We start from the raw sequence: 22,919 nt of genomic DNA, 5'->3' as shown, positions 1-22,919 counted from the left end.
TCGCGCAGGCCCCTAGGCCAGCGTGTCCGGCGGGCTCAGGCGCCAGCGTTCGATGGCGTCGACCGCCTGCTCCGGGCTGCCGAAGATCTTGTCGCGGCCGATCTTCTTGACCAGGCCGGAGCGCTCCAGCGCCATGCGGAACTTGCCGTGTCCGCCCGCGACCAGCAGCATGATGCCGCGCTCGTCGAGTTCGCGCTTGAGTTCGTACAGCGCCTCGACCGCATCGGCGTCGGCCTGGGTCATGGCCTCGGCGTCCAGCACGAACCAGCGGACATCCTCGGCTGCCTGCGCGATCACCTCGCGCGCGCGCCGGCGGAAGGTGTCGGCGTTAAAGAACCATACCGACGACTCGAACAGCCACACCACGGTGCCCGGCACCGCCTGGGCCTCCGGATTCAGGTGCAGCTTACCCAGTACCGTTTCACCGGGCACCCGGCCCAGCAGCGCGTCGCGCGGGTTGCCGGACACGTACATGGCGTACAGCAGGGTCGCGCCCACCGAGACGGCCACGCCCTGCAGCACGCCGAACCCCACCACTCCCACCGCCGCGAGTATCCCGAATGCCAGTTCGATCCGGGAGATGCGCGCCAGCCGCAAGAAGGCGTGGCCGTCGAACAGGCTGACCGCGGCCAGCAGCAGGATGGCCGACAGCGCGGCTTGCGGCAGCCAGTACAGCGGCTCGCTCAGCAGGCCCACCACGACGGCCAGCGCGGCGGCCGCGCTGATGCTGACCAGCGGCGACGAACCGCCCGCCACCAGCCCCACCGCCGTACGCGAATCCGCGCCCGTCACCACGTAGCCCTGGAACAGGCCGGCCGCCACGTTGGCCGCGCCGAAACCCACCAGTTCGCGGTTGGGGTCCACATGCTCGCCCGAGCGCGCGGCAAAGCTGCGTGCCGTCACGATGCCGCTGGAAAAGCTCACCACCAGCACGCCCGCGGCGCCCAGCAGGATGCCGTCCACGCCTTCCAGGCGCAGCGGAAGACTAAACCCGGGCAGGCCGGCAGGCACCTCGCCCACGACTGCGATGCCCAGCGCCGGAAAATTGAATATCCATGACAGCAGGCAGGCGCCGACCACCAGCAGGATGGGGCCTGGCCAGGTGGGACGCCAACGCTTGATGGCCACCAGCAGCACGCAGGAGGCCAGCCCCAGGCACAGGGTCGGAATCTGGATTTCAGGCAGCCGGCGCGACAGTTCCAGGAACGGATGCACCAGGCCGCTGTTGCGCAGCCCCACGCCCGTCAGGCCGCTCAACTGCGAGAGCGCCAGCGTGATCGCCACGCCCGCCATATAGCCGATCAGCACGGGCCGCGACAGCAGGTTGGCCAGCACGCCCAGGCGCAGCACGCGCGCGATCAGGCAGCCCACGCCCACGGTCAGCGCGATGCCGGTGGCGCCCACCAGGCGGTCCGCGGGCGTCGTCAGCGCCATACCCGTCAAGGTGGCCGCGATCAGCGTGCAGGTGGCGGTATCGGGCCCCACGATCAGGGTGCGCGACGAGCCGAACAGGGCGTAGCCCAGCATTCCGGCAATGGCGGCCCACAGCCCGGCCACGGGCGGCACGCCCATCATGGCGGAGTACGCAAGGCCGACCGGCAGCGCCACGGCCGCCACGCTCAGGCCGGCGGTGACGTCGCGCCGCGCGGAATCCCGGGTGATGCCCCGGAAGTTGGCCAGGCCAGGAATAAAACGTAGGTTCATGATGCTGCGGAACGGCCGGAAGGAAAATTTCCCGCAAGCAGCGGGATGTCCGCCTAGCCTACACCAAGGCCGTTGCGCGCAGCGCAGAGACCCATGCAAAAATAGCCGCCCCGCCGCCGGGCCGCCCCAAGGCGGGGCAGCCCCCTCGGGGGGCAGCAAGCGAGCGTAGCGAGTGCGGCGTGGGGGCTCTTACTTCGCTGCGCGAGCTTCCAGCACGGCCACGGCCGGCAGGGTCTTGCCTTCGAGGAACTCCAGGAAGGCGCCGCCGCCGGTCGAGATGTAGCCGACCTGCTCGCCGATGCCGTACTTGGCGATGGCGGCCAGCGTGTCGCCGCCGCCAGCGATGGAGAAGCCGTCCGATTCGGCGATGGCGCGCGCCACGACTTCGGTGCCGTTGGCGAACTGGTCGAACTCGAACACGCCCACCGGACCGTTCCAGACGATGGTGCCGGCCTTCTTCAGGATCTCGGCCAACTGCGCCGCGGTCTTCGGGCCGATGTCCAGGATCATGTCGTCGTCGGCCACGTCCTCGGCCGCCTTGACGGTGGCTTCGGCATTCGCGCCGAAGGACTTGGCGCACACCACGTCCACCGGGATCGGCACGGCCGCGCCGCGCTGCTTCATGATGTCGATGACGGCGCGCGCCTGATCGACCTGGTCGGGCTCGGCCAGCGACTTGCCGATGGACAGGCCGGCGGCCAGCATGAAGGTGTTGGCAATGCCGCCGCCCACGACCAGCTGGTCGACCTTGTCGGCCAGCGATTGCAGGATGGACAGCTTGGTCGACACCTTGGAGCCGCCCACGATGGCGACCAGCGGGCGCTTGGGCTCGTGCAACGCACGGCCCAGGGCGTCCAGTTCGGCTGCCAGCAAGGGGCCGGCGCAGGCCACGGGCGCAAAGCGCGCGATGCCGTGGGTGGTGGCTTCGGCGCGATGGGCGGTGCCGAAGGCGTCGTTGACGTAGACGTCGCACAACGCCGCCATCTTCCTGGCCAGCGCCTCGTCGTCCTTCTTTTCGCCGACGTTCACGCGGCAGTTTTCCAGCAGCACGACCTGGCCGTGATCGACCTGGACGCCGTCGACCCAGTCGCGCACCAGCTGCACGGGCATGCCCAGCAGCTCGGACAGGCGCTGGCCAACCTTGGCGAGCGAGTCGGCGTCGGTCAGCACGCCTTCTTTCGGGCGGCCCAGGTGGGAGGTGACCATCACGGCGGCGCCGGCGTCCAGCGCCAGGCGGATGCCGGGCACCGAGGCGCGGATGCGGGTGTCTTCAGTGATGCGGCCGGCGTCGTCGAACGGCACGTTCAAGTCGGCGCGGATGAACACCCGCTTGCCGGACAGGGCGCCGGACTTGGCCAGCGCGGACAGGGTATTGACCTTGGACATTTTTGAATTCCTACGATGGGCGAACAAAGGGGACGAACCCATTTTCCGCAATGGCGGAAAACAAATTCGTCCCCTCTGAACTGACGATGTTGCTTACTTGGCCGACATCAGCGCGACGGTGGTGTCGAGCATGCGGTTCGAGAAGCCCCACTCGTTGTCGTACCAGGACGAGACCTTGACCAGGCGGCCCGAGACCTTGGTCAGCGACGCGTCAACGGTGCTGGAGGCCGGGTTGTGGTTGTAGTCCACCGAGACGAGGGGTTCGGTGTTGTAGTCCAGGATGCCCTTGAGCTCGCCTTCGGAGGCGGCCTTCAGGATGGCGTTGACTTCTTCGGCGGTCGTGTCGCGGCTGGCCACGAACGACAGGTCAACCAGCGACACGTTGATGGTCGGGACGCGGATGGCGTAGCCGTCCAGCTTGCCGTTCAGTTCCGGCAGCACCAGGCCCACGGCGGCGGCAGCGCCGGTCTTGGTGGGGATCATGCTCATCGTGGCCGAACGCGCGCGGCGCAGGTCTTCGTGGTAGACGTCGGTCAGGACCTGGTCGTTGGTGTAGGCGTGAACGGTGGTCATCAGGCCGTTTTCCAGGCCCAGCTTGTCGTTCAGCGGCTTGACCAGCGGGGCCAGGCAGTTGGTGGTGCACGAAGCGTTCGAGATGACGGTGTCCGTCGACTTCAGCACGCCGTGGTTGACGCCGTAGACGATGGTGGCGTCGACATCCTTGCCGCCCGGGGCCGAGATGATGACTTTCTTGGCGCCGCCCTTGATGTGCGCGCCGGCCTTTTCCTTGGTCGTGAAGAAGCCCGTGCATTCCAGCACGACGTCGACCTTCAGTTCGCCCCAGGGCAGTTCGGCCGGGTTGCGGTTGGCCAGCACGCGGATCTTGTCGCCGTTGACGACCATGAACTCGCCGTCGACTTCGACGGTGCCCGGGAACTTGCCGTGGGCGGTGTCGTAGCGCGTCAGGTGCGCGTTCGTCTTGGGGTCGCCCAGATCATTGATGGCGACGATTTCGATGTCGTGCTTCTTGCCACCTTCATAGTGGGCACGCAGGATGTTGCGGCCGATGCGACCGTAACCGTTGATGGCGACGCGAATGGTCATGACTAAGCTCCCTTTTTACAAAACTTGGCGGACGGTCTCGGCCACCTTGTCGGCGGTCAGCCCGAAGAACTTGAACAATGCGCCGGCCGGAGCGGACTCGCCGTAGCGGTCGATACCGACCACGGCGCCCTCCAGGCCCACGTACTTGTGCCAGAAAGCGGTGACGCCGGCTTCGACGGCCACGCGCGGCAGGCCCTTGGGCAGCACGGATTGCTTCCAGGCCGCATCCTGCTTGTCGAACACGTCGGTGCTGGGCATGGAAACCACGCGCACGGCGACGCCTTCCTTGGCAAGCTGCGCCTGCGCGTCCAGCGCGATGGCGACTTCCGAGCCGGTGGCGATGATGACGGCGCGGGCGCCTTCGGCGTCGCGCAGCACATAGCCGCCGCGGGCGATGGCGTCCACGGTGGCCGCGTCGCGCTGCACGAACGGCAGGTTCTGGCGCGACAGCAACAGGGCCGTCGGGCCGCCGTCATGCACGTCCATGCCGATGCTGGTCGGGCGCGTCACGGCCGCGTTCCAGGCCACGGCGGTTTCGGCCGTATCGCAAGGACGCCACAGCGACAGGTTGGGAATCAGGCGCAGGCTGGCCGCGTGCTCGATGGACTGGTGGGTCGGGCCATCTTCGCCCAGGCCGATCGAATCGTGGGTGAACACGTGGATGACGCGCTGCTTCATCAGCGCGGCCATGCGGATGGCGTTGCGCGAGTAGTCGGAGAACGTCAGGAACGTGCCGCCGAACGGCAGGTAGCCGCCATGCAGGGCCACGCCGTTCATGATGGCGGCCATGCCGAATTCACGCACGCCGTAGTTGATGTGGCGGCCGAACTGGATGCCCTTGTCGCCGGCGCGGACGGCGGCGACGCCCTTCCAGTCGGTGAAGTTGGAGCCGGTCAGGTCGGCCGAGCCGCCCAGCATTTCCGGCAGCAAGGGAGCCAGCGCGGTGATGGCGAACTGCGAAGCCTTGCGCGAGGCCACGGTTTCGGCCTTTTCCAGCGTCGCATCCAGGAAAGCCTTGAACTGGTCGGCATAGCCGGCGGGCATTTCGCCCTTCATGCGGCGCGTGAATTCAGCGGCCTCGGCGGGGAATTCGGCGGTGTAGGCATCGAACGCGGACTGCCATTCGGCCTGGGCGGCGGCGCCCTTCTTGCGGCCATCCCAGCCGTCGTAGATGTCTTGCGGGATCTGGAACGGTTCCGAGGACCAGCCCAGCGCGGCGCGCGTGGCGGCGATCTCGTCCTTGCCCAGCGGGGCGCCGTGCACGTTGTGCGTGCCGGCCATGTTGGGCGAACCCTTGCCGATCACGGTGCGGCAGATGACCAGCGTGGGCTTTTCCGATTGCGAACGCGCGGCCTTGATGGCGGCGTCCACGGCGGCGACGTCATGGCCGTCGACGCCACGGATCACGTTCCAGCCGTAGCCTTCGAAGCGCTTGGCGGTGTCGTCGGCGAACCAGTGCTCGACGTGGCCGTCGATGGAAATGCCGTTGTCGTCATACAGCACGACCAGCTTGCCCAGCTTCAGCGTGCCGGCCAGCGAGCACACTTCGTGCGAGATGCCTTCCATCAGGCAGCCGTCGCCGGTGAAGGCATAGGTGTGGTGGTCGACCAGCGTGTGGCCCGGCTTGTTGAATTCGGCGGCCAGCAGCGCTTCGGCCAGCGCCATGCCCACGGCATTGCCCAGGCCCTGGCCCAGCGGGCCGGTGGTCGTTTCCACGCCCGGGGTGATGCCCACTTCGGGGTGGCCCGGCGTCTTGGAATGCAGCTGGCGGAAATTCTTGAGTTCTTCGATGGGCAGGTCGTAGCCCGTCAGGTGCAGCAAGGCGTAGATCAGCATCGAACCGTGGCCGTTGGACAGCACGAAGCGGTCGCGGTTGGCCCAGGCGGGATCCTTGGGATTGTGGCGCAGGTTGCCGGCCCACAAGGCTTGGGCGATTTCCGCCATGCCCATGGGAGCACCCGGGTGCCCGGAGTTCGCTTGTTGCACGGCATCCATCGCGAGGGCGCGGATGGCATCCGCCAAGGCAAGTTTAGGGGCGGTCGGATTGCTCATTCGGAAGGCTCTTTGAAACTGGCGCGCCTACGGAAGAAATAGGGCCAGTTGAGTGGGTTGCGAAGCAGGAGATTTTAGCATCAGGGGATTTCCCCAAGGCCATCGGCCGGATGCCCTATGTAAACGTGCGTTTCCATGTGAAAAACCCGGGCAGTGGTAGGCTACGCGTTCGAACGGGCGCTCCCTGCCGCCGCCCCCTCTTTCCGACTTCCGCACCCCCCATGTCCGCCCCCCGTTTCTACTGTGACGTTCCCCTGACCGCCGGCGCCCGCATCGCCCTGCCGGAAGCCCTGGCGCATCATGCCTTGCGCGTGCTCCGCCTGCGGGCCGGCGAATCCATCGCACTGTTCAATGGCCTGGGCGGCGAATACCCCGCCGTGCTGGAAATCGACGGCAAGGCAGGCTTTGCCCAGCTGGGCGATTTCAACCCCCGCGAGGCCGAGCTGGCCGGACGCATCACCCTGGCGCAGGGACTGCCGTCCGGAGACAAGATGGACTGGGTGGTGGAAAAGGCGGTGGAACTGGGCGCGGCGCGCGTCAGCCCGATCGCGGCGCAACGCAGCGTGCTGCAACTGTCCGGCCCCAGGCTGGAAAAGCGGGTGGCGCACTGGCGGCGCATCGCGCAATCGGCCGGCGAACAATGCGGACGCAACCGCCTCATGGCCGTGGATGCCCCGCAGACGCTGGCCGACTGGCTGGCCCAGCCCGCGGACGGCCTGCGCCTGCTCTGCCACCCCGAGGCGGAGGAAGACCTGGCCGGCAAGCTCCGGGCCACCCCCGGCATGCAGGCGCTGACCCTGCTGGTCGGCCCCGAGGGCGGATGGTCTGACAAGGAATTGGAGCAGGCCCGCCAGGCGGGCGTGCAGGCTGTGCGCTTCGGCCCCCGGGTGCTGCGCACCGAGACGGCCGGGTTGGCGCTGCTGGCGGCCGTCAGTGCCCTGATGGGCTGGTAGGCCGGACCGGCCGGGGCATGGCCCCGGCCGCCAGATCAATCGCTTTCGCCGTAGGGCGCCGCGGCCACGCCGGGTTCGGGATCGGGATGCTTGCCGGCGTGCTCGATGACATACGCAAAAACGCGGCCGTTCTCGTGCGCGAAATCCGCGGCGTCCGAGCAGACGGTTTCAATGCGGGCGGCGTCTTCTTCCAGCGCCGGGTCTCCGGAGTGCAGCCTGTACAGCCAGAGCACGACGCCGGCCTTGTGGTCCAGCACGGTGTCGCACAGGCAGTCGTACAGGGCGTCCAGGTTGCCGCCGAAATATTCGGGGAAATCCACCGCCTTGACGATGGCTCGCAAGACCGCCGAGCGGCTGCGGGCCGGGTCGCAATTGGCAACGAACAAGGACAGGCCAAGTTCATGCGCGGCATCCACCACGGCCTTCTTGTCCAGCCCCTCATGATCCAGTGCTCCGCCGCGCAGCAGCTGCCGCTGCAAAGTTGAATGGCCATTGCGCGTCATGCCTGTGCCTCCTTGAAAAAGGCGATCACTTCGTCGTTACGCTGCATCGTATCGGCATAACCCAGTTCAATCAATCGCTTGGTGTAGCTGGCTTCGAACAGGAGGTAGGACATCAGCGCCCCTCCCCCCGGACGGCCTGGATCGGACGATACACCGAGTACGCGAAAAAGGGCACGTGCCTGTGCGGGCATGTCCTGCAGGTGCTCCAGCGCCATCAGATCCAGCGACTGGCTGGGCGTGATCGTCAGCACGTCGATGCGGCGCACGCTGGTCCGGGCGCCGTCCGGGCCGGCCTGGTCCATCAGGTAGTTGATCCGCTCCAGACGCTCCACGTCCACCGACAGTCCGTCCAGAAAAATGCTGGACAGCGCGTGCCCGCCCACCTGGGCCAGCGACGGATACGGCGGGGAGTCTTCGCGGTTCTCGGGGTGGGTGTCGTCGCGGTACCCCGTGCCGATCACCAGCACGCGATGCGCCCCCAGATGGATGGCCGGGCTGATGGGCGCCAGCTGGCGCATCGACCCGTCGCCGCACCACTCGCCCTTGCCGTGCACCTGCACCTGCCGGGCGGGGAAGACAAAGGGGATGGCGGACGACGCCATCAGATGGTCGATGCCGATGGGCGTGGGAATCGCCAGCCGCAGGTAGCGGTGCCAGGGCTCGATGGGCGTGTGCGCCTGATAGAAGGTCAGATGCTCGCCGCTGGTGTAGCCCGACGCCGTGATCGCCAGCGCGGACAGCGAGCCGCTCTCGAGATTGGCGCGCAGGTTATGGAAATCCAGCACCCGCTCCAGCAGCCCCTGCATGGGGGAGTTGTCCAGCAGGGAATGGGGCCGCTTGCGCGTCAGGCCCGAATACATCCAGCCCAGGGAGAGCAGGCCCAGCCACCGGACCCCGGTGCGGATCAGGCCAGGCGCGTCGGCCCGGTAGATCATGTCGGTGTTCAGCGACGACCACAGGCGGCGGATGCGCCGCACGCCCAGATGAGGCCGGTCCGCGCGGCAGGCCAGCGCGGCGGCGTTGATCGCACCGGCGGACGTGCCGCAGATGATGTCGAAAGGGTTCCGGAAACGGGAATGCCAGTCGGGGTCCAGCAGCTCCATGATGGCGCTGAGCACCCCCACCTGGTATGCGGCGCGCGCGCCGCCGCCCGTCAGGACCAGGCCGGTCGGCGTGCGCGGGCACGCCCGGCCGGCCGGCGTCACTTCAACGCGGTGTATTGACATCGACCACCGTCATCGCGGTCATATTGACGATGCGGCGCACGGTGGAGCTGGAGGTCAGGATATGCACCGGCGCATTGCAGCCCAGCAGGAACGGGCCCACCGCCACGTTGCCGCCCGCCGCCGTCTTGAGCAGGTTGTAGGCGATGTTGCCGGAGTCCACGTTCGGGCACACCAGCAGATTGGCCTCGCCCTTGAGCGTGGACGACGGCAGGATGCGCATGCGCAGCGCCTCGTCCAGCGCGCAGTCGCCGTGCATCTCGCCGTCGATCTCCAGGTCCGGATCGATCTGGCGCACCAGCTCCAGCGCCCGGCGCATCTTGGCGCCCGACGCCGAGCTGCCCGAACCGAAGTTCGACCGCGACAGCAGCGCGGCCTTCGGCGCCAGGTACATCCGGCGCATCTCGCGAGCCGCCGCCACGGTGAATTCCGCGATCTGCTCGGCTGTGGGCTCGTCGTTCACGTGCGTGTCCACCAGCACCACCGTGCGCTCGTTGAGCAGCAGGATGTTCATGGCGGCGTACACGTTGTGCCCCGGACGGCGGCCGATCACCTCGTCCACGAAGCGCAGGTGGTCGTGGTAGGCGCCCACCGAACCGCAGACCATGCCGTCGGCATCGCCCAGGTGCACCATCATCGCGCCGATCAGGGTCATGCGGCGGCGCATTTCCACGCGCGCCATTTCCTTGGTGATGCCGCGGCGGCACATGCGTTCCCAGTAGGTGGTCCAGTACTGGTGGAAACGTTCGTCGTATTCCGGGTTGGTGACTTCCACATCCTCGCCCAGACGCAGGCGCAGGCCCAGCTTCTCGATGCGGGTCAGCAGCACCGAGGGGCGGCCCACCAGGATGGGACGGGCCAGGCCTTCGTCCACGACCACCTGCACCGCGCGCAGCACGCGCTCGTCTTCGCCTTCCGCGAAGACGATGCGGGCGGGGCCGCCTTCTCGCACGATGCGCTTGGCCGCCGAGAACAGCGGTTTCATGAACGCGCCCGAGTGGTACACGAACTGCTGCAGCTGCTCTTCGTAGGCTTCCAGGTCGGCCAGCGGGCGCGTGGCCACGCCGCCGTCCATCGCCGCCTTGGCCACCGCCGGCGCAATGCGCACGATCAGGCGCGGGTCGAAGGGCTTGGGAATCAGGTATTCAGCGCCGAAGGAGATGTCGAACGTGCCGTAGGCCGCGGCCACGACTTCGTTCTGCTCTTCCTGCGCGAGCTGGGCGATGGCATGGACCGCCGCCATTTCCATTTCACGCGTGATGGTCGTGGCGCCCACGTCCAGCGCGCCGCGGAAGATGTACGGAAAGCACAGCACGTTGTTGACCTGGTTCGGGTAGTCCGAACGGCCCGTGGCCATCACCACGTCGTCGCGCACGCCATGCGCCACTTCCGGCAGGATCTCGGGCGTGGGATTGGCCAGCGCCAGGATCAGCGGACGCGGGCCCATGGCCGCGACCATCTCGGGCTTGAGCACGCCGCCCGCCGACAGGCCCAGGAACACGTCCGCGCCCTGGATCACTTCGGCCAGCTTGCGCGCCTCGGTCTTTTGCGCGAAACGCGCCTTGTCCGGATCCATCAGCACGGTGCGGCCTTCGTAGACCACGCCCTCGATGTCGGTGACCCAGATGTTCTCCAGCGGCAGGCCCAGGTCCACCATCAGGTCCAGGCACGCCAGGGCCGCGGCGCCCGCGCCCGAGGTCACCACCTTGACCGTCTTGATGTCCTTGCCCACGACCTTCAGGCCGTTGATGAAGGCGGCCGACACGGTAATGGCCGTGCCGTGCTGGTCGTCGTGGAAGACCGGGATCTTCATGCGCTCACGCAGCTTGCGCTCGACGGTGAAGCACTCCGGCGCCTTGATGTCTTCGAGGTTGATGCCGCCGAAGGTGGCTTCCAGGCCGGCGATGATCTCGACCAGCTTGTCCGGATCGGTCTCGTCGATCTCGATGTCGAACACATCCAGGCCGGCGAACTTCTTGAACAGCACCGCCTTGCCTTCCATGACCGGCTTGGAGGCCAGCGCGCCGATGTTGCCCAGGCCCAGCACCGCGGTGCCGTTGGTGATCACGCCCACCAGGTTGCCGCGGGCGGTGTAGCGGAACACGTTGGCGGGATCCGCCACGATTTCCTCACAGGCCGCCGCCACGCCGGGCGAGTACGCCAGCGCCAGGTCGCGCTGGTTCGTCAGCTGCTTGGTCGGCGTGACCGAGATTTTGCCGGGGCGCCCATGCTCGTGATATTCAAGGGCGGCTTTGCGAAGGTTGGCATCCATATGGGCGGCTACTGGCTAGAGTGTGTGACACGGAAAGAGGGAGGAATTCTATTCCCATGACGAGCGTCGCGATACTTCCGCGACGCTCGCCCCTTCTTGAGGGCGAGCGGCGAAATCTTACAGCAAGCTGAAAATCAGTCAGGTTTCCCTGGGCGGAAATAGGGGAAAACGGCCATCGGGATCAAACAGCGTCTTGACCCGCGCGTCCAACCGGAATGTGGCCAGCCCTGGCGTTTCAGGCTCGGGCCCCTCCTCCAGCCAGGCCGGCGCATCCGTCAGCATGACGCTTTGCACCCAGGCGAGCGTGCCGCCGTGTCCCAGCAGCAGGTGCGCCAGGTTGACGGTGGCGGGCGCCTCGGGCTTCAAGGCGTCCAGGCGATAGCGGCCCAGCCAGTGGTAACCGTCCCGGGTGGCAAAGGCATCGCCGCCCGAGGCCAGTTGGAACAGCGCGGGCACCAGGCGCTGCACCGTGGCCGAACGCAGCGGCTGGACATCGGACTCGCCGAACGGGCCCAGCGTCTCCTCGATGCCGTCGGCCAGGATCACGTCCGCCGCCAGCACCCCGGATGCCGCGCACCGGCCGGCGGGCCATGGCGCCGGCGCGGACAGCCATCCGGCCAGCGTCATGGCGCCCGGCAGTCCGGCAAATTGCCTCAACCCGGCCCGGGCCAGCGCCGCCAGGGGCACGCCGGGCTGGGCGCGCCACCTGGGCGTGTCGCCGTCCAGCCTGGTCAGGCCGGCCAGTAGCGCGGGATCGACCCGCAGGCGCTGCCGGGCGGCCGGTGCAAATGGCCCGGCCGCGCCTTCAAGCTCCAGCACGACGCGATATTCGGCGCACAACGCGCGCGCATGCGCCACGTCCGCGTCGCGGGTTGGGGTGAGGATGGCGCAGGCGCCGTCCTCGCCGCCCTCGCCCAGGTCGCGGACCTGGCCCTGGCACAGCAATGTCAGGCGTTGCACAAAGGCCGCCCAGGGCGTCTGGGCAGGCCGACGGCCAAGGAGGAAAGCGCGCCGGGATGGCTGCATGACTACAATTCCTTTTATTCGCTACAAGACGCTTTCGAGAAACCAATGCCCCGCCTCGCCGCTCGCACCCATGATTTTCTGACTTTCCAGGTGATGGAACTCTTCAAGCAGGCGCAAGCGCTGCAGGCGGCGGGCAAGGACATTATCAGCCTGGGCATTGGCGAACCGGACTTTACCGCGCCCCCCCAGGTCGTGGAAGCGCTGGAGCGCGCCGCGCACGCCGGCCTCAGCGGCTACAGCCCCGGCGCCGGCCTGATGCCGCTGCGCGAGGCCATTGCCCAGTTCTACCAGGACCAGTTCGGCGCCACGATCAATCCGTCCCGCGTCATTGTCACGGCAGGCGCCTCCGGCGCGCTGACGCTGGCCTGCGCGGCGCTCGTGAACACCGGCGGCGAGGTGCTGATGCCGGACCCGTCCTATCCGGCCAACAGCAATTTCGTGCTGGCCGCGGGCGGCGTCCCCCGTTTGATCCCGAGCTCGGCCGAAAAGCGCTTCCAGCTTTCCGCCCAGGACGTGGCGCGGCACTGGACGCCCGCCACCCAAGGCGTGCTGGTGGCCTCGCCCAGCAATCCCACCGGCACGTCCATCGACCACGGCGAACTGGCCGAGCTGCTGGCGCAAGTGCGCGCGCGCGACGGCTTCGCCATCGTCGACGAGATCTACCTGGGCCTGTCCTACGACGGCCAGCCGCGCTCGGCGCTGACGCTGGATGACGACATCATCGTCATCAACAGCTTTTCCAAGTACTTCCACATGACGGGCTGGCGCCTGGGCTGGATGATCGTGCCCGAGGACATGGTGGCGCCGGTGGAAAAAATCGCGTCCAGCCTGGCGATCTGCGCGCCCACGCTGGCCCAGCACGCCGCGCTGGCCTGCTTCACGCCCGCCGCGCTGAGGACCTTCGAACATCGCCGCGAAGCCTTCAAGCAGCGCCGCGACTACCTGCTGCCGGAATTCGAGCGGCTGGGAATCCAGGTGCCGGTCAAGCCGGACGGCGCGTTCTATATCTATGCCGACATCAGCAGCCTGGGCATGGACAGCGCCACGTTCTCGCAGCGCTTGCTGCTGGAGGCCGGCGTAGCCGCCGTGCCGGGACTGGACTTCGGCCCCGCCCATGGCCGGCACACCATGCGCTTTTCCTACGCCACGGGGCTGGACCGCCTGGAAGAGGCGGTCGCCCGGATCGGCAAGCTGCTGGGGCGCTGACGCGCAAACGACAAGGCGCGCCCCGACGGGACGCGCCTTGTGGCCGGGCCAGTCCCGGATGTCAGTCGCGGGCCAGGGCGATGCCCGATGCCAGCGCCAGGCGCCGGCGTTCCGCCTGCACCTTCGCGCCGTAGCCGTTGTCGTCCGGCCCGGTGGAACCCACATAGCAGGCCAGGCCGCCATCCACGGAACCGCGACGGTTGATGCAATCCCGCAGGATCGTGGCGCCGACGCCGATGTTGGCGGACGGGTCCAGGGCGGTCTTGCCGACCGCGTCGAACTTCTCTTGATGCACGCTGGTCATGACCTGCATCAGGCCCTGCGCGCCCACATGGCTTTCCGCCAGCGGGTTGTAGCGCGACTCGATGGCGATCACGGCCAGGACCAGCAAGGGGTCCAGCTGCTTTTCGCGGCTCACCTTGTACACGGTGTTCAAGAGCGGGCCGGTCGCGTCATAGGCGACCTTGTACTTGCGCGAGATATAGTTGCGCAATGCTTCCGCCTGCGGGCCTGTCGCCACCGTGGCGGGCTTCTTGGGCGCCGGAGGCGCGATGCGGGCTGGCCCCAGCATGCCTGTGGCATTGCTGGCGGGAGCGGTGGGAACGGCCATGGCAATTGCCGACGCAGTGTCGGAACCCGGTTCGGAGCCGGCATCGGGTTCGATGCTGGCTTGCATGGATGAAGGCGCTAGGGCGGTCAACAAGGCTTTGTGCACTTGCAATGCCTGGTCGCGCAAACCAGGCAGGGCGAATCCCATGCTTACCGTCACAATGACTGCAATGCCCAGGTAAACAGAGCAAATGCGCAGGGATTCGGCAAGATATTGGTGCACTCCTTGGGCCATGTTCCTGAACAGGCTGGCCACTGACGCATCGGGCATAAAACCTCCTGCGTGAAAAAGAGGGAGTCAATGTTAACCTCTCTTTGAACCTTAAATGTAACCAAATCGCTGGGATCTGTAGTGAAATACCGCGACCTTAGAGACTTCCTCGCTCAACTTGAACGGATGGGCGACCTCAAACGCATCGCCGCGCCCGTCTCGACGCGGCTGGAAATGACTGAAATTTCCGACCGCGTCCTGCGCGCCGAGGGCCCCGCCCTGCTGTTTGAAAATGCCCAGCACGACGGCAAGCCGGCGCAGATGCCGGTGCTGACCAATCTGTTCGGCACGCCGTCCCGCGTGGCCCGCGGCATGGGCGCCGACAACGTCAGCGCCTTGCGCGACATCGGCGAGCTGCTGGCCTCCCTGCGCGAGCCCGAAGCGCCCAAGGGCCTGCGCGATGCGCTGGCCAAGGTGTCCATGCTGAAGGCCGCGCTTTGGGACATGAGCCCCAAGAACGTCAAGGGCCCCGCCTGCCAGGAGATCGTCTGGGAGGGCAAGGACGTGGACCTGACCCGCCTGCCGATCCAGACCTGCTGGCCCGGCGACGTGGCCCCGCTCCTGACCTGGGGCCTGGTCATTACGCGCGGCCCCAACGCCAAGCGCCAAAACCTCGGCATTTACCGCCAGCAGCTGCTGGGCCCCAACAAGCTGATCATGCGCTGGCTGTCGCACCGCGGCGGCGCGCTGGATTTCCGCGACCACGCGATCGCCAACCCCGGCACGCCCTTCCCCATCGCGGTCGCGCTGGGCGCCGACCCGGCCACCACCCTGGGCGCCGTCACGCCCGTGCCCGACAGCCTGTCCGAATACCAGTTCGCCGGCCTGCTGCGCGGATCGCGCACCGAGGTCGCGCAGGCGCTGGGCAGCAACCTGTCCGTGCCGGCCTGGGCCGAGATCGTGCTGGAAGGTCATCTGCTGCCGTCCTCCGACCCGCGCGCCGTCAAGCCCGTTGTGCCCGAAGGCGTGAACCCGCCCCCGAATTCCGACTACGAAATGGCGCTGGAAGGCCCCTACGGCGACCACACCGGCTACTACAACGAGCAGGACTGGTTCCCCGTCTTCACGGTCGAGCGGATCACGATGCGGCGCAATCCCATCTATCACTCCACCTACACCGGCAAGCCGCCCGACGAACCCGCCGTGCTGGGCGTGGCGCTCAACGAGGTCTTCGTGCCCCTGCTGCGCCGCCAGCTCCCGGAAATCGTGGACTTCTACCTGCCGCCCGAAGGTTGCAGCTACCGCCTGGCCGTGGTCTCGATCCGCAAGCAGTACGCCGGGCACGCCAAGCGGGTCATGTTCGGCCTGTGGAGCATCCTGCGCCAGTTCATGTATACCAAGTTCATCGTGGTGGTGGACGAAGACATCAACCCGCGCGACTGGAAGGAAGTGGTGTGGGCGATGACCACCCGCATGGACCCCGTGCGCGACACGCTGCTGGTGGAGAACACCCCCATCGACTACCTGGACTTCGCCTCGCCGGTGTCGGGCCTGGGCGGCAAGATGGGCATGGACGCCACCAACAAATGGCCAGGCGAAACGAACCGCGAATGGGGCACCCCCATCTCGATGGACGCCGACGTCAAGAAGCGCGTGGATGATCTGTGGGGCCAGTTGGGTCTGTAAGCCCTGGCGCCAATGCAAAACCCCGCCACGAAGGCGGGGTTTTGCATTGGGGGACCGGTTGCGCCGCTAGCGCGGATCCCGGTCCTCGCGCATGCCCTGCCAGGTCTTGAACAGCTGCCAGGCCACGAAGGCGCCGCCGGCGACCTTCAAGAGCTTGGAGCGCTTGCCGCCCCGCATGAACAAGGCGGACAAGGACGAGCTGACTATCGGGTAGCGCCGCGCCAGGGTGATCGCCTGCAAGGCCCAGCGGGACGCGCCGCCCGACGCCAGGCCGGGGAGCAAGCCCCGGATCAGCGCCGCCGGCTCAAGCTTGCGCCCGGTGGACACGATGCTTTGCGCCAGCGACTCGCGCTCGATCGCGGCGCGGGCGCGCAGCAGTTCGATGCGCACGGCGCGATCAATGGTGGGAGATCTTTTCGGCATGGTTCAGAACTCCTCGCGGCGGGGGGCTTTTACCTCGTCGTCGCCTTGCGCATCGCGCACCCGTTCCAGCAGTTCCGCATCGCGGCCCAGTTCTTCGAGCGTGGCCGAAAACGGCGCCGGTCCGTAGACCAGCCCGTGCCGCACCACCAGCAGCAACGCCACGCCCAGAACACCGTAGAAAGCCGCCAGCAGGCCCAGGGCCAGGTAGCGGTTTTCAGTGGGCCAGAACGCCACGGCGACGCAGACGGTAGCCACCAGCACGGCCAGCGTCAGGAAAAGCAAAGCCGCAAATGCCATGCCCAGCAGCTTGAGCAGGCGCGCCTTTTCATCCGCCGCCTCCAGAGCCAGCAGCTCCAGACGCGTGCGCAGCAGCCCGACCAGGCTGGACGCAACACCGAATACAGATTTTCTTAGACCCATGGCGGAAAGGACGCCGGGCGGGAGACGCGGCAAAACGCCTGCGCCGCCCGCCCGGACGTCCTGCCTTATCAGCGGCGGCTGATCAGCAAGCCGAGCAGCAGGCCGGTCACGCCTGCGACACCGATGGCTTGCCAGGGATTGTCATGCACGTAGTCGTCCGTCGCGCGGGCAGCCTTGCGGCCACGCTCAAGCACGGCGTCCTGCGCTTCGTACAAGGCTTCGCGGGTGCGCTTGAGCGACGTCATGGCGCGGTCGCGCAATTCGTTCGCCTTGTCGCCGGTGCTGCTGGCCGCTTCGCGCAGCAGGCTTTCGGCGTCATTCAAGCTGGTCTTGACACTGTCGATGAGTTTTTCTTTTGCGACGTCTTCGGATTTTCTCGTTGCCATTTCTTGAGCTCCTGTTGTGTGTCCATGACGAAACCATCATACCAGCCGCCATGCGGGGAACATGGCGTGCTTGCTACCGGGTGCTACTTTATCTGCGTAATCTCAACGGCGGATTTGACGCCGCTTTGATCGATGTCCTGCTTCATCACCAGATTCACGGCGGGGCAATACCAATCGGTGACCGTCGTGTTCATGCCGGGGATGGGAATGGTCAGGCCCTGGAAGGTGGCCATGGTGGGATCGGAGTTGCGCGTGTAGGTGATCGGGTGGCAGGACTGCTTGCCCAGGGCGGTATCCACCGGGGTCTTGTTCCCCACCGTCTTCTCGCCGATGCGCACCGTGGTGCTGGGTTGTCCGCCGACGGGCGCTTCCTTGCCGATCTTCAGGCGGAACGACGAGCCGGGCAGCTTCTGGCCCGCGCTGAGCTTGCCGTCGTAGGCGAAGAGACCCAGCATGCGCAGGTCGAACTGGCCTTCCGAGGGCTGGGGGGCTTCGCCCGCGCTCGCGTAGCGCAGGAAGGTGGCCTGGCCGCCCTTGACCGTCATCAGGTAATCGAGCTTGGATTTGCCCGGCGGCAGGCCCGCGTAGCTGAAGCGGGCCACGCCCTGCACGCGCGCGCGGCAGTTGTCGCCATTGCTTTTTGTAACCTCGGCGAAGGTCAGGTCGGCGCCCAGCGCCAGGTTGCCCGAGCCGGTCAGTTGCACCGCGCCGCCATCATGCATGAATTGCGCGTCGCACACGCCGGCCTGCGCCGTCGCGGCCGCGCCCAGCGCGCCCGCCGCAAGAAAAAGGGATGCCATTTTTCGCATCGTCACAAGCCACTCCAGAAATCAGAAAACGCCGCCCATACTGGGGAACGGCTGGCTTGATACTACACCGGTTGCGGCGCCCGGCGTATGTCCGAAAGTGTCGGGCGCGGCCCCCTAAGCAAGCGCCTGCGCGGCTGGCCTGCGCGCCACCAGCGACTGTATTTCCGGCACGCACGAGCCGCAACCGGTGCCGCAGCCCAGCGTGGCCTTCAGCGCCGCCAGGTCGCAGCCCCGGCCTATGCCGCCCAGGATGGCCGCCTCGCTCACGCCCTTGCAAACGCAGACGGTGCGCGACCGCGCCGCCCCCGCGACGCGGCCCATCAACAGGGCGGCGACGCTGGCGGGCGCATCGCCGCCCGCGGCCCACGCCAGCAACGCGTCCTGCGCCCGCAGGTCGCCCGCCAGCAGGAAGGCCCGCAACCCGCCCTGCCCGCCGGCGACCCGGCGCATGAAGCCGCGCGACGGATCGTCGAAGGCCACATCGGCGCGGCGCAGTCCCAGCGCCTCCGCAAGTTCGTCCAGCAGCCCGGCGCCCGGAGCGGTGCAAGCCGCCAGCCTGAGCCGCACCCCGCCCGCCCCGACCGGCAGCACGACGGCGTAGTCAAAGCGGCGCAGCCAGGGCGCCAGGCGTGCGCGCAGCGCGGCGCCATCGCCTTGCAGCCATCCCGCGGCCTGCCATGCCAGGCCGGCGGGTTCCGCCGACACCGCGCTGAACTTGAGTTCCGGCTGGCGCGAGACCGGATCGGCGGCGGGATTGGTCAGCGCGTTCACGCCCAGGCCCGCCATATAGGCGCTGCCCCAGTGCATCGGCACGAAGGCATGGCCGGGCTGCACGGTATCGTCCGCCTGCACGGGCAGCACCACGCTGCCCCGCCGCGACCGCAGCCGCGCCAGCGCGCCGGCGTCCAGCTTCAGCCGGCGCATGTCCTCGGGATGCAGCGACACCCAGGGCTCTTCGACGTGCTGCGTCAGCGCGCGCGCCAGCGAAGTGCGCGCCATCGTGTGCCAGTGATCGCGCAGGCGTCCGGTGGTGAGTTGCAGGGGAAACGCCGCGGACACGGTCTCGGCCGTGGGCCGCCATGCCACGTCGCAAAACCGGGCGCGGCCGCTGGCAGTGGGATACACGCCATCGGCATAGAGCCGCGCCGTCCCCTGGCCCTGGCGATAGGGCCATTGCTGCGGCCCGCGCAAGCGCAGGGTTTCGTAGTCCAGCTCGCTGTAGTCCAGGTCCCGGCCGGCCGTCATGCGGGCATGCTCGGCGTAAACCTCGCTTTCGTCACGGTAGGCGAACAGCGCGGCCTTGGACGGCGCGATGCGGTCGGCCAGCCGCCGGGCAACCGCCTGCGCCAGCCGCCAATCGGGCTGCGCATCGCCGGGCGGCGCGATCGCCGCGCGGACCCGGCTGATGCGCCGTTCGGAATTGGTCACGGTGCCGGACTTCTCCGGCCAGGTCGCCGCCGGCAGCACCAGGTCGGCGTAGGCCAGCGTTTCGGTGCCGGAAAACGCCTCCTGCACGATCACGAACTCGGCGCGTTCCAGCGCGGCGCGCACCCGCGCCTGGTCGGGCAGCGACTGGGCGGGATTGGTCGCGGCGATCCACAGCACCTTGATGCGTCCTTCCAGCACCGCGTCGAACATGTCCAGCGCCGCGGCGCCCGGCGTGTCGGGCAGGCGCTCCACGCCCCACAGCCCCGCCACCTCGGCGCGGTCCGCCGCCGACGCCGGGTCGCGATGGCCCGGCAGCAAGGTCGCCATGCCGCCCGCCTCGCGGCCGCCCATGGCGTTGGGCTGGCCGGTCAGCGAGAACGGGCCCGCCCCCGGACGGCCGATCTGCCCGGTCGCCAGATGCAGGTGGATCAGCGCGGCGTTCTTGTCGGTGCCGCTCGCCGACTGGTTCAGGCCCATCGTGTAGAGCGACAGCGCCGCGCCGGCCTGGCCGAACCAGCGGGCCGCCTGGATGATGTCCCGCGCCGGCACGCGGCAGATCCGTTCCGCCGCGGCGGGCGTGTATGCCTGCACCCGTACCCGGACCGCTTCGAAGCCTTCGGTGTGGCGCTGGATGTAGCCGTGGTCGACCAGCCCTTCCTGCAGCATCACGTTCAGCATGGCGTGGAACAGCGCCACGTCCGAGCCGGGCGCCAGCGGCAGGTGCAGGTCCGCGAAGGCGGTGGTGTCCGTGCGGCGGGGATCGATCGCGACCACCTTCATGGCGGGACGGCTCGCGCGCGCCGCCTCCAGCCGCCGGAACAGCACGGGATGCGCGTAGGCCATGTTGGACCCGGCGATCAGCACCGTGTCCGCCTGGTCCAGGTCTTCATAACAGGCCGGCGGCGCGTCGGCGCCCAGCGTGCGCTTGTAGCCCGACACCGCGCTGGACATGCACAGCCGGGAATTGGTGTCGATATTGTTGGTGCCCGCCAGCGCCCGCGCCAGCTTGTTGAAGACGGCGTAGTCCTCGGTCAGCAACTGGCCGGACAGATAGAACCCCACGGCGTCCGGGCCATACGCGGCGATCGCGCCGGCCAGCTTGTCCGCCGCGAGATCCAGCGCCTGGTCCAGCCCGATATCGCGCAGGGGCAGGCCGCGCACCTCGCGCCATTGCGCCGACAGCACGCGCGCGCCGTCGCGCCGCACCGTATCGGCCAGGGCCAGGCCCTTGCTGCAGAGCTTTCCGTGATTGGCCGGATGCTGCGCATCGCCGCGCACGCCCAGCACCGCGCCATCGCGCACCTGCACGCGCACGCCGCAGCCCGTGCCGCAATAGCAGCAGACCGATGCGACTTCCCGGACTCCCGCGTCCATGATTTCTATCCGGCGTGTCAACGGCATGTCCATCCCTTATTCACCCGCCGCGCCTTCGCCGAACATGAGGCGATCGCGCAAGGCTTCGATGCCCGCGCCCTCGCGGATCAACCGGACGTACCAGGCGCTGTCCGCCGTGTCGCCGTACAGGCAGGCGCCCACCAGCCTGTCGCCCCGGATCACCAGCTTCTTGTAGACGCCGCCCGGCGTATCGGCCAGGGTGATCGTCTCTGTCCGCGCGCCGCCCACGAAATCGCCGGCGGAGAACAGGTCGATGCCGGTGACTTTCAGCTTGGTCGACGTGAGGCTGCCTTCGTAGCGGCCGATGCCGTGCAGCGCCAGATGATTGGCCGCCACCTTCGCTTGCTCGAACAAGGGCGCGACCAGGCCGTAGGCCGTGCCACGGTGGCTGACGCATTCGCCCACCGCGTAGATGCGCGGGTCGTAGGTCTGCAAGGTGTCGCTGACCACCACGCCCCGGTCCACATGCAAGCCGCAGCTTTGGGCCAGCTCCGTGTTTGGCCGCACGCCCACCGCCATCACCACGAGGTCCGCGGGTATCTCGTGTCCGTCCGCGAAGCGCAGCGCGCGTACGCGCCCGTCGTCCCCGCCCAGGATCTCCCGGGTCTGGCGCTGCAGCAGGAACTTCAGGCCACGCGACTCCAGGCTCAGGCGCAGCAGGGCCGCGGCCTCGCCGTCCAGCTGCCTGTCCAGCAGCGTGGCGCCCAGATGCACGACCGACACATCCATTCCGCGCGCCGCCAGGCCGTTGGCGGCCTCCAGGCCCAGCAGGCCGCCGCCGATCACCACCGCATGCCGGTAGCGCAAGGACGCCTCGATCATCAGATTCACGTCACGGATATCGCGAAAGGCGATGACGCCTTCCAGCTCATGGCCCGGCACGGGCAGGATGAAGGGGTTGGACCCGGTGGCAAGCAGCAGCCGGTCATACGGGATGCGCGTGCCGTCGTCGGCCAGTACGGTGCGCCGGGCGCGGTCGATGCCCACCACCTTGCGGTTGAGCAGCAGGCGGATGCCATGGCGGGCATACCAGTCCTCGTCGTTGAGCACAATGTCCTGCAAGGTCTGCTCGCCGGTCAGCACCGGCGACAGCAGGATGCGGTTGTAGTTGGCGTAGGGCTCGGCGCCGAACACGGTGATGTCGTAGAGGTCCGGCGCCAGCTTCAGCAGCTCCTCGACCGTGCGGATGCCCGCCATGCCGTTGCCGACCACCACCAGCTTCTGCTTCGAGTCCATGATGGCCTCTAGGCGGCGGCGCGCGTGGCGCCCGCCCCCTCCAGCGAGGCGGGGTCCGCGACGATGGCCGCATTGACCTGCGCCACGGCCTGCGAGCGCTCCGGGTTGCCATGGCGGCGATGCAGGAAGTCCACCACCGATGCGCGGCAAGCCAGGTAGGTCGCATCGTTGGCCAGCCGCACGCGGTCGCGGGGCCGGGACAAGGGCACCGGCAGGATCTCGCCGATGGTGGCGGCCGGTCCGTTGGTCAGCATCACAATGCGGTCGGACAGCAACACGGCCTCGTCCACGTCGTGCGTCACCATGATGGTGGTCGTGCGCGTCTTGGCCACGATCTTCAGCAGTTCATCCTGCAGATGCGCGCGGGTCAGCGCATCCAGCGCGCCGAAGGGTTCGTCCATCAGCAGCACGCCCGGTTCGATCGCCAGCGCGCGCGCGATGCCCACGCGCTGCTTCATGCCGCCGGAGATTTCACGCGGCAGCTTGTTCTGCGCCGGCAACAGGCCCACCAGGTCCAGCGCCGCGCGCGTGCGCTCGGCAAGCTGCGCGTGCTTTTCCCTGGCCCCGAACACGCGCTCGACCGCCAGGTGCACGTTCTGGAAACAGTTCAGCCACGGCAGCAGCGAATGATTCTGGAACACCACCGCCCGGTCCGGGCCCGGGCCGGTGATCTCGCGTTCGGCGCACAGCAGCACGCCGCTGGTCGGCCGGGTCAGGCCGGCGATCAGGTTCAGCAAGGTGGACTTGCCGCAGCCGGAATGGCCGATCAGCGTGATGAACTCGCCCTGCTCGACGGTCAGGTCGATATCGCGCAGCGCCACGAAGGCGCCCTTGCGGGTGTTGAACGTCTGTCCCACGCTTTCGATGCGTACGAATTTCTTCATGGC

Annotated in this window: 18 protein-coding genes and 1 pseudogene; 3 read left to right on the top strand and 16 right to left on the bottom strand. The window is 67.9% G+C overall.

Annotated elements, in window-relative coordinates:
- Positions 1-12: 12 nt before the first annotated feature.
- The 4 genes from HLG70_RS28245 to tkt form a co-directional block, all read right to left on the bottom strand.
- A complete protein-coding gene (locus tag HLG70_RS28245) occupies positions 13-1,704 on the bottom strand; it encodes a SulP family inorganic anion transporter (protein WP_171666626.1) in 1,692 nt (563 codons plus the stop codon).
- Between the two features lie 189 nt (positions 1,705-1,893).
- Positions 1,894-3,090, bottom strand: coding sequence for a phosphoglycerate kinase (locus HLG70_RS28240; protein WP_171666624.1), 1,197 nt, complete (start codon positions 3,088-3,090; stop codon positions 1,894-1,896).
- A 93-nt stretch (positions 3,091-3,183) separates the two neighbouring features.
- Positions 3,184-4,194, bottom strand: a complete 1,011-nt coding sequence (gap, locus tag HLG70_RS28235) for a type I glyceraldehyde-3-phosphate dehydrogenase (RefSeq protein ID WP_171666622.1) — start codon at positions 4,192-4,194, stop codon at positions 3,184-3,186.
- 15 nt (positions 4,195-4,209) lie between these two features.
- A complete protein-coding gene (gene tkt, locus HLG70_RS28230) occupies positions 4,210-6,246 on the bottom strand; it encodes a transketolase (protein ID WP_171666620.1) in 2,037 nt (678 codons plus the stop codon).
- Positions 6,247-6,467: 221 nt separating this feature from the next.
- On the opposite strand from tkt, the gene HLG70_RS28225 reads away from it, so the two are divergent.
- Positions 6,468-7,199, top strand: a complete 732-nt coding sequence (locus HLG70_RS28225; protein ID WP_171666618.1) for a 16S rRNA (uracil(1498)-N(3))-methyltransferase — start codon at positions 6,468-6,470, stop codon at positions 7,197-7,199.
- Positions 7,200-7,234: 35 nt separating this feature from the next.
- Here the strand turns inward: HLG70_RS28225 and HLG70_RS28220 are convergent, their stop codons facing one another.
- The 4 genes from HLG70_RS28220 to HLG70_RS28205 form a co-directional block, all read right to left on the bottom strand.
- Positions 7,235-7,702, bottom strand: a complete 468-nt coding sequence (locus HLG70_RS28220) for a barstar family protein (protein ID WP_171666616.1) — start codon at positions 7,700-7,702, stop codon at positions 7,235-7,237.
- On the bottom strand, positions 7,699-8,928 hold the full coding sequence (locus HLG70_RS28215) for a patatin-like phospholipase family protein (protein ID WP_234103277.1): 1,230 nt from the start codon (positions 8,926-8,928) through the stop codon (positions 7,699-7,701). Before HLG70_RS28215 ends, HLG70_RS28220 begins: the two co-directional genes overlap by 4 nt.
- Positions 8,909-11,197, bottom strand: coding sequence for an NADP-dependent malic enzyme (locus HLG70_RS28210; RefSeq protein ID WP_213697146.1), 2,289 nt, complete (start codon positions 11,195-11,197; stop codon positions 8,909-8,911). The genes HLG70_RS28215 and HLG70_RS28210 overlap by 20 nt, the downstream gene beginning before the upstream one ends.
- 138 nt (positions 11,198-11,335) lie before the next feature.
- Positions 11,336-12,223, bottom strand: a complete 888-nt coding sequence (locus tag HLG70_RS28205; protein ID WP_171667096.1) for an FAD-binding protein — start codon at positions 12,221-12,223, stop codon at positions 11,336-11,338.
- A gap of 45 nt (positions 12,224-12,268) precedes the next feature.
- Here HLG70_RS28205 and HLG70_RS28200 point away from each other — a divergent pair, with 45 nt between their 5' ends.
- Entirely contained in the window at positions 12,269-13,429 is a 1,161-nt protein-coding gene (locus HLG70_RS28200; protein WP_171667097.1) for a pyridoxal phosphate-dependent aminotransferase, read from the top strand.
- Positions 13,430-13,490: 61 nt separating this feature from the next.
- Here HLG70_RS28200 and HLG70_RS28195 read toward each other — a convergent pair whose 3' ends face one another.
- Positions 13,491-14,309 (bottom strand): lytic transglycosylase domain-containing protein, encoded by an 819-nt coding sequence (locus HLG70_RS28195; RefSeq protein WP_171667098.1) that lies wholly within the window; start codon positions 14,307-14,309, stop codon positions 13,491-13,493.
- 81 nt (positions 14,310-14,390) lie between these two features.
- Here HLG70_RS28195 and HLG70_RS28190 point away from each other — a divergent pair, with 81 nt between their 5' ends.
- Complete coding sequence (locus tag HLG70_RS28190; RefSeq protein ID WP_171667099.1) at positions 14,391-15,935, top strand: UbiD family decarboxylase; 1,545 nt, start codon at positions 14,391-14,393, stop codon at positions 15,933-15,935.
- 66 nt (positions 15,936-16,001) lie between these two features.
- Here HLG70_RS28190 and HLG70_RS28185 read toward each other — a convergent pair whose 3' ends face one another.
- The 7 genes and pseudogenes from HLG70_RS28185 to HLG70_RS28155 form a co-directional block, all read right to left on the bottom strand.
- Complete coding sequence (locus tag HLG70_RS28185) at positions 16,002-16,358, bottom strand: hypothetical protein (protein ID WP_171667100.1); 357 nt, start codon at positions 16,356-16,358, stop codon at positions 16,002-16,004.
- 3 nt (positions 16,359-16,361) lie between these two features.
- Positions 16,362-16,778 carry a phage holin family protein gene (locus HLG70_RS28180; protein ID WP_171667101.1) on the bottom strand — a complete coding sequence of 139 codons (417 nt, stop codon included), beginning with the start codon at positions 16,776-16,778 and terminating at the stop codon, positions 16,362-16,364.
- A 68-nt stretch (positions 16,779-16,846) separates the two neighbouring features.
- Positions 16,847-17,164, bottom strand: a complete 318-nt coding sequence (locus HLG70_RS28175; protein ID WP_057284127.1) for a DUF883 family protein — start codon at positions 17,162-17,164, stop codon at positions 16,847-16,849.
- Between the two features lie 83 nt (positions 17,165-17,247).
- Positions 17,248-17,973, bottom strand: coding sequence for a hypothetical protein (locus HLG70_RS28170; RefSeq protein ID WP_419144800.1), 726 nt, complete (start codon positions 17,971-17,973; stop codon positions 17,248-17,250).
- A 114-nt stretch (positions 17,974-18,087) separates the two neighbouring features.
- Complete coding sequence (locus HLG70_RS28165; RefSeq protein WP_234103275.1) at positions 18,088-20,775, bottom strand: nitrate reductase; 2,688 nt, start codon at positions 20,773-20,775, stop codon at positions 18,088-18,090.
- A gap of 39 nt (positions 20,776-20,814) precedes the next feature.
- Positions 20,815-22,032: pseudogene (locus tag HLG70_RS28160) on the bottom strand (NAD(P)/FAD-dependent oxidoreductase); the annotation flags it as partial.
- Positions 22,033-22,040: 8 nt separating this feature from the next.
- Entirely contained in the window at positions 22,041-22,916 is an 876-nt protein-coding gene (locus HLG70_RS28155) for an ABC transporter ATP-binding protein (protein ID WP_171667105.1), read from the bottom strand.
- Positions 22,917-22,919 lie beyond the last annotated feature (3 nt).

The organism is Achromobacter deleyi, assembly GCF_013116765.2.
In the GTDB taxonomy this organism is placed as follows: Bacteria; Pseudomonadota; Gammaproteobacteria; order Burkholderiales; family Burkholderiaceae_B; genus Achromobacter; species Achromobacter deleyi_A.
Note: the sequence above shows the minus strand (reverse complement) of the source record. Positions and strands in the feature narration are given on the sequence as shown.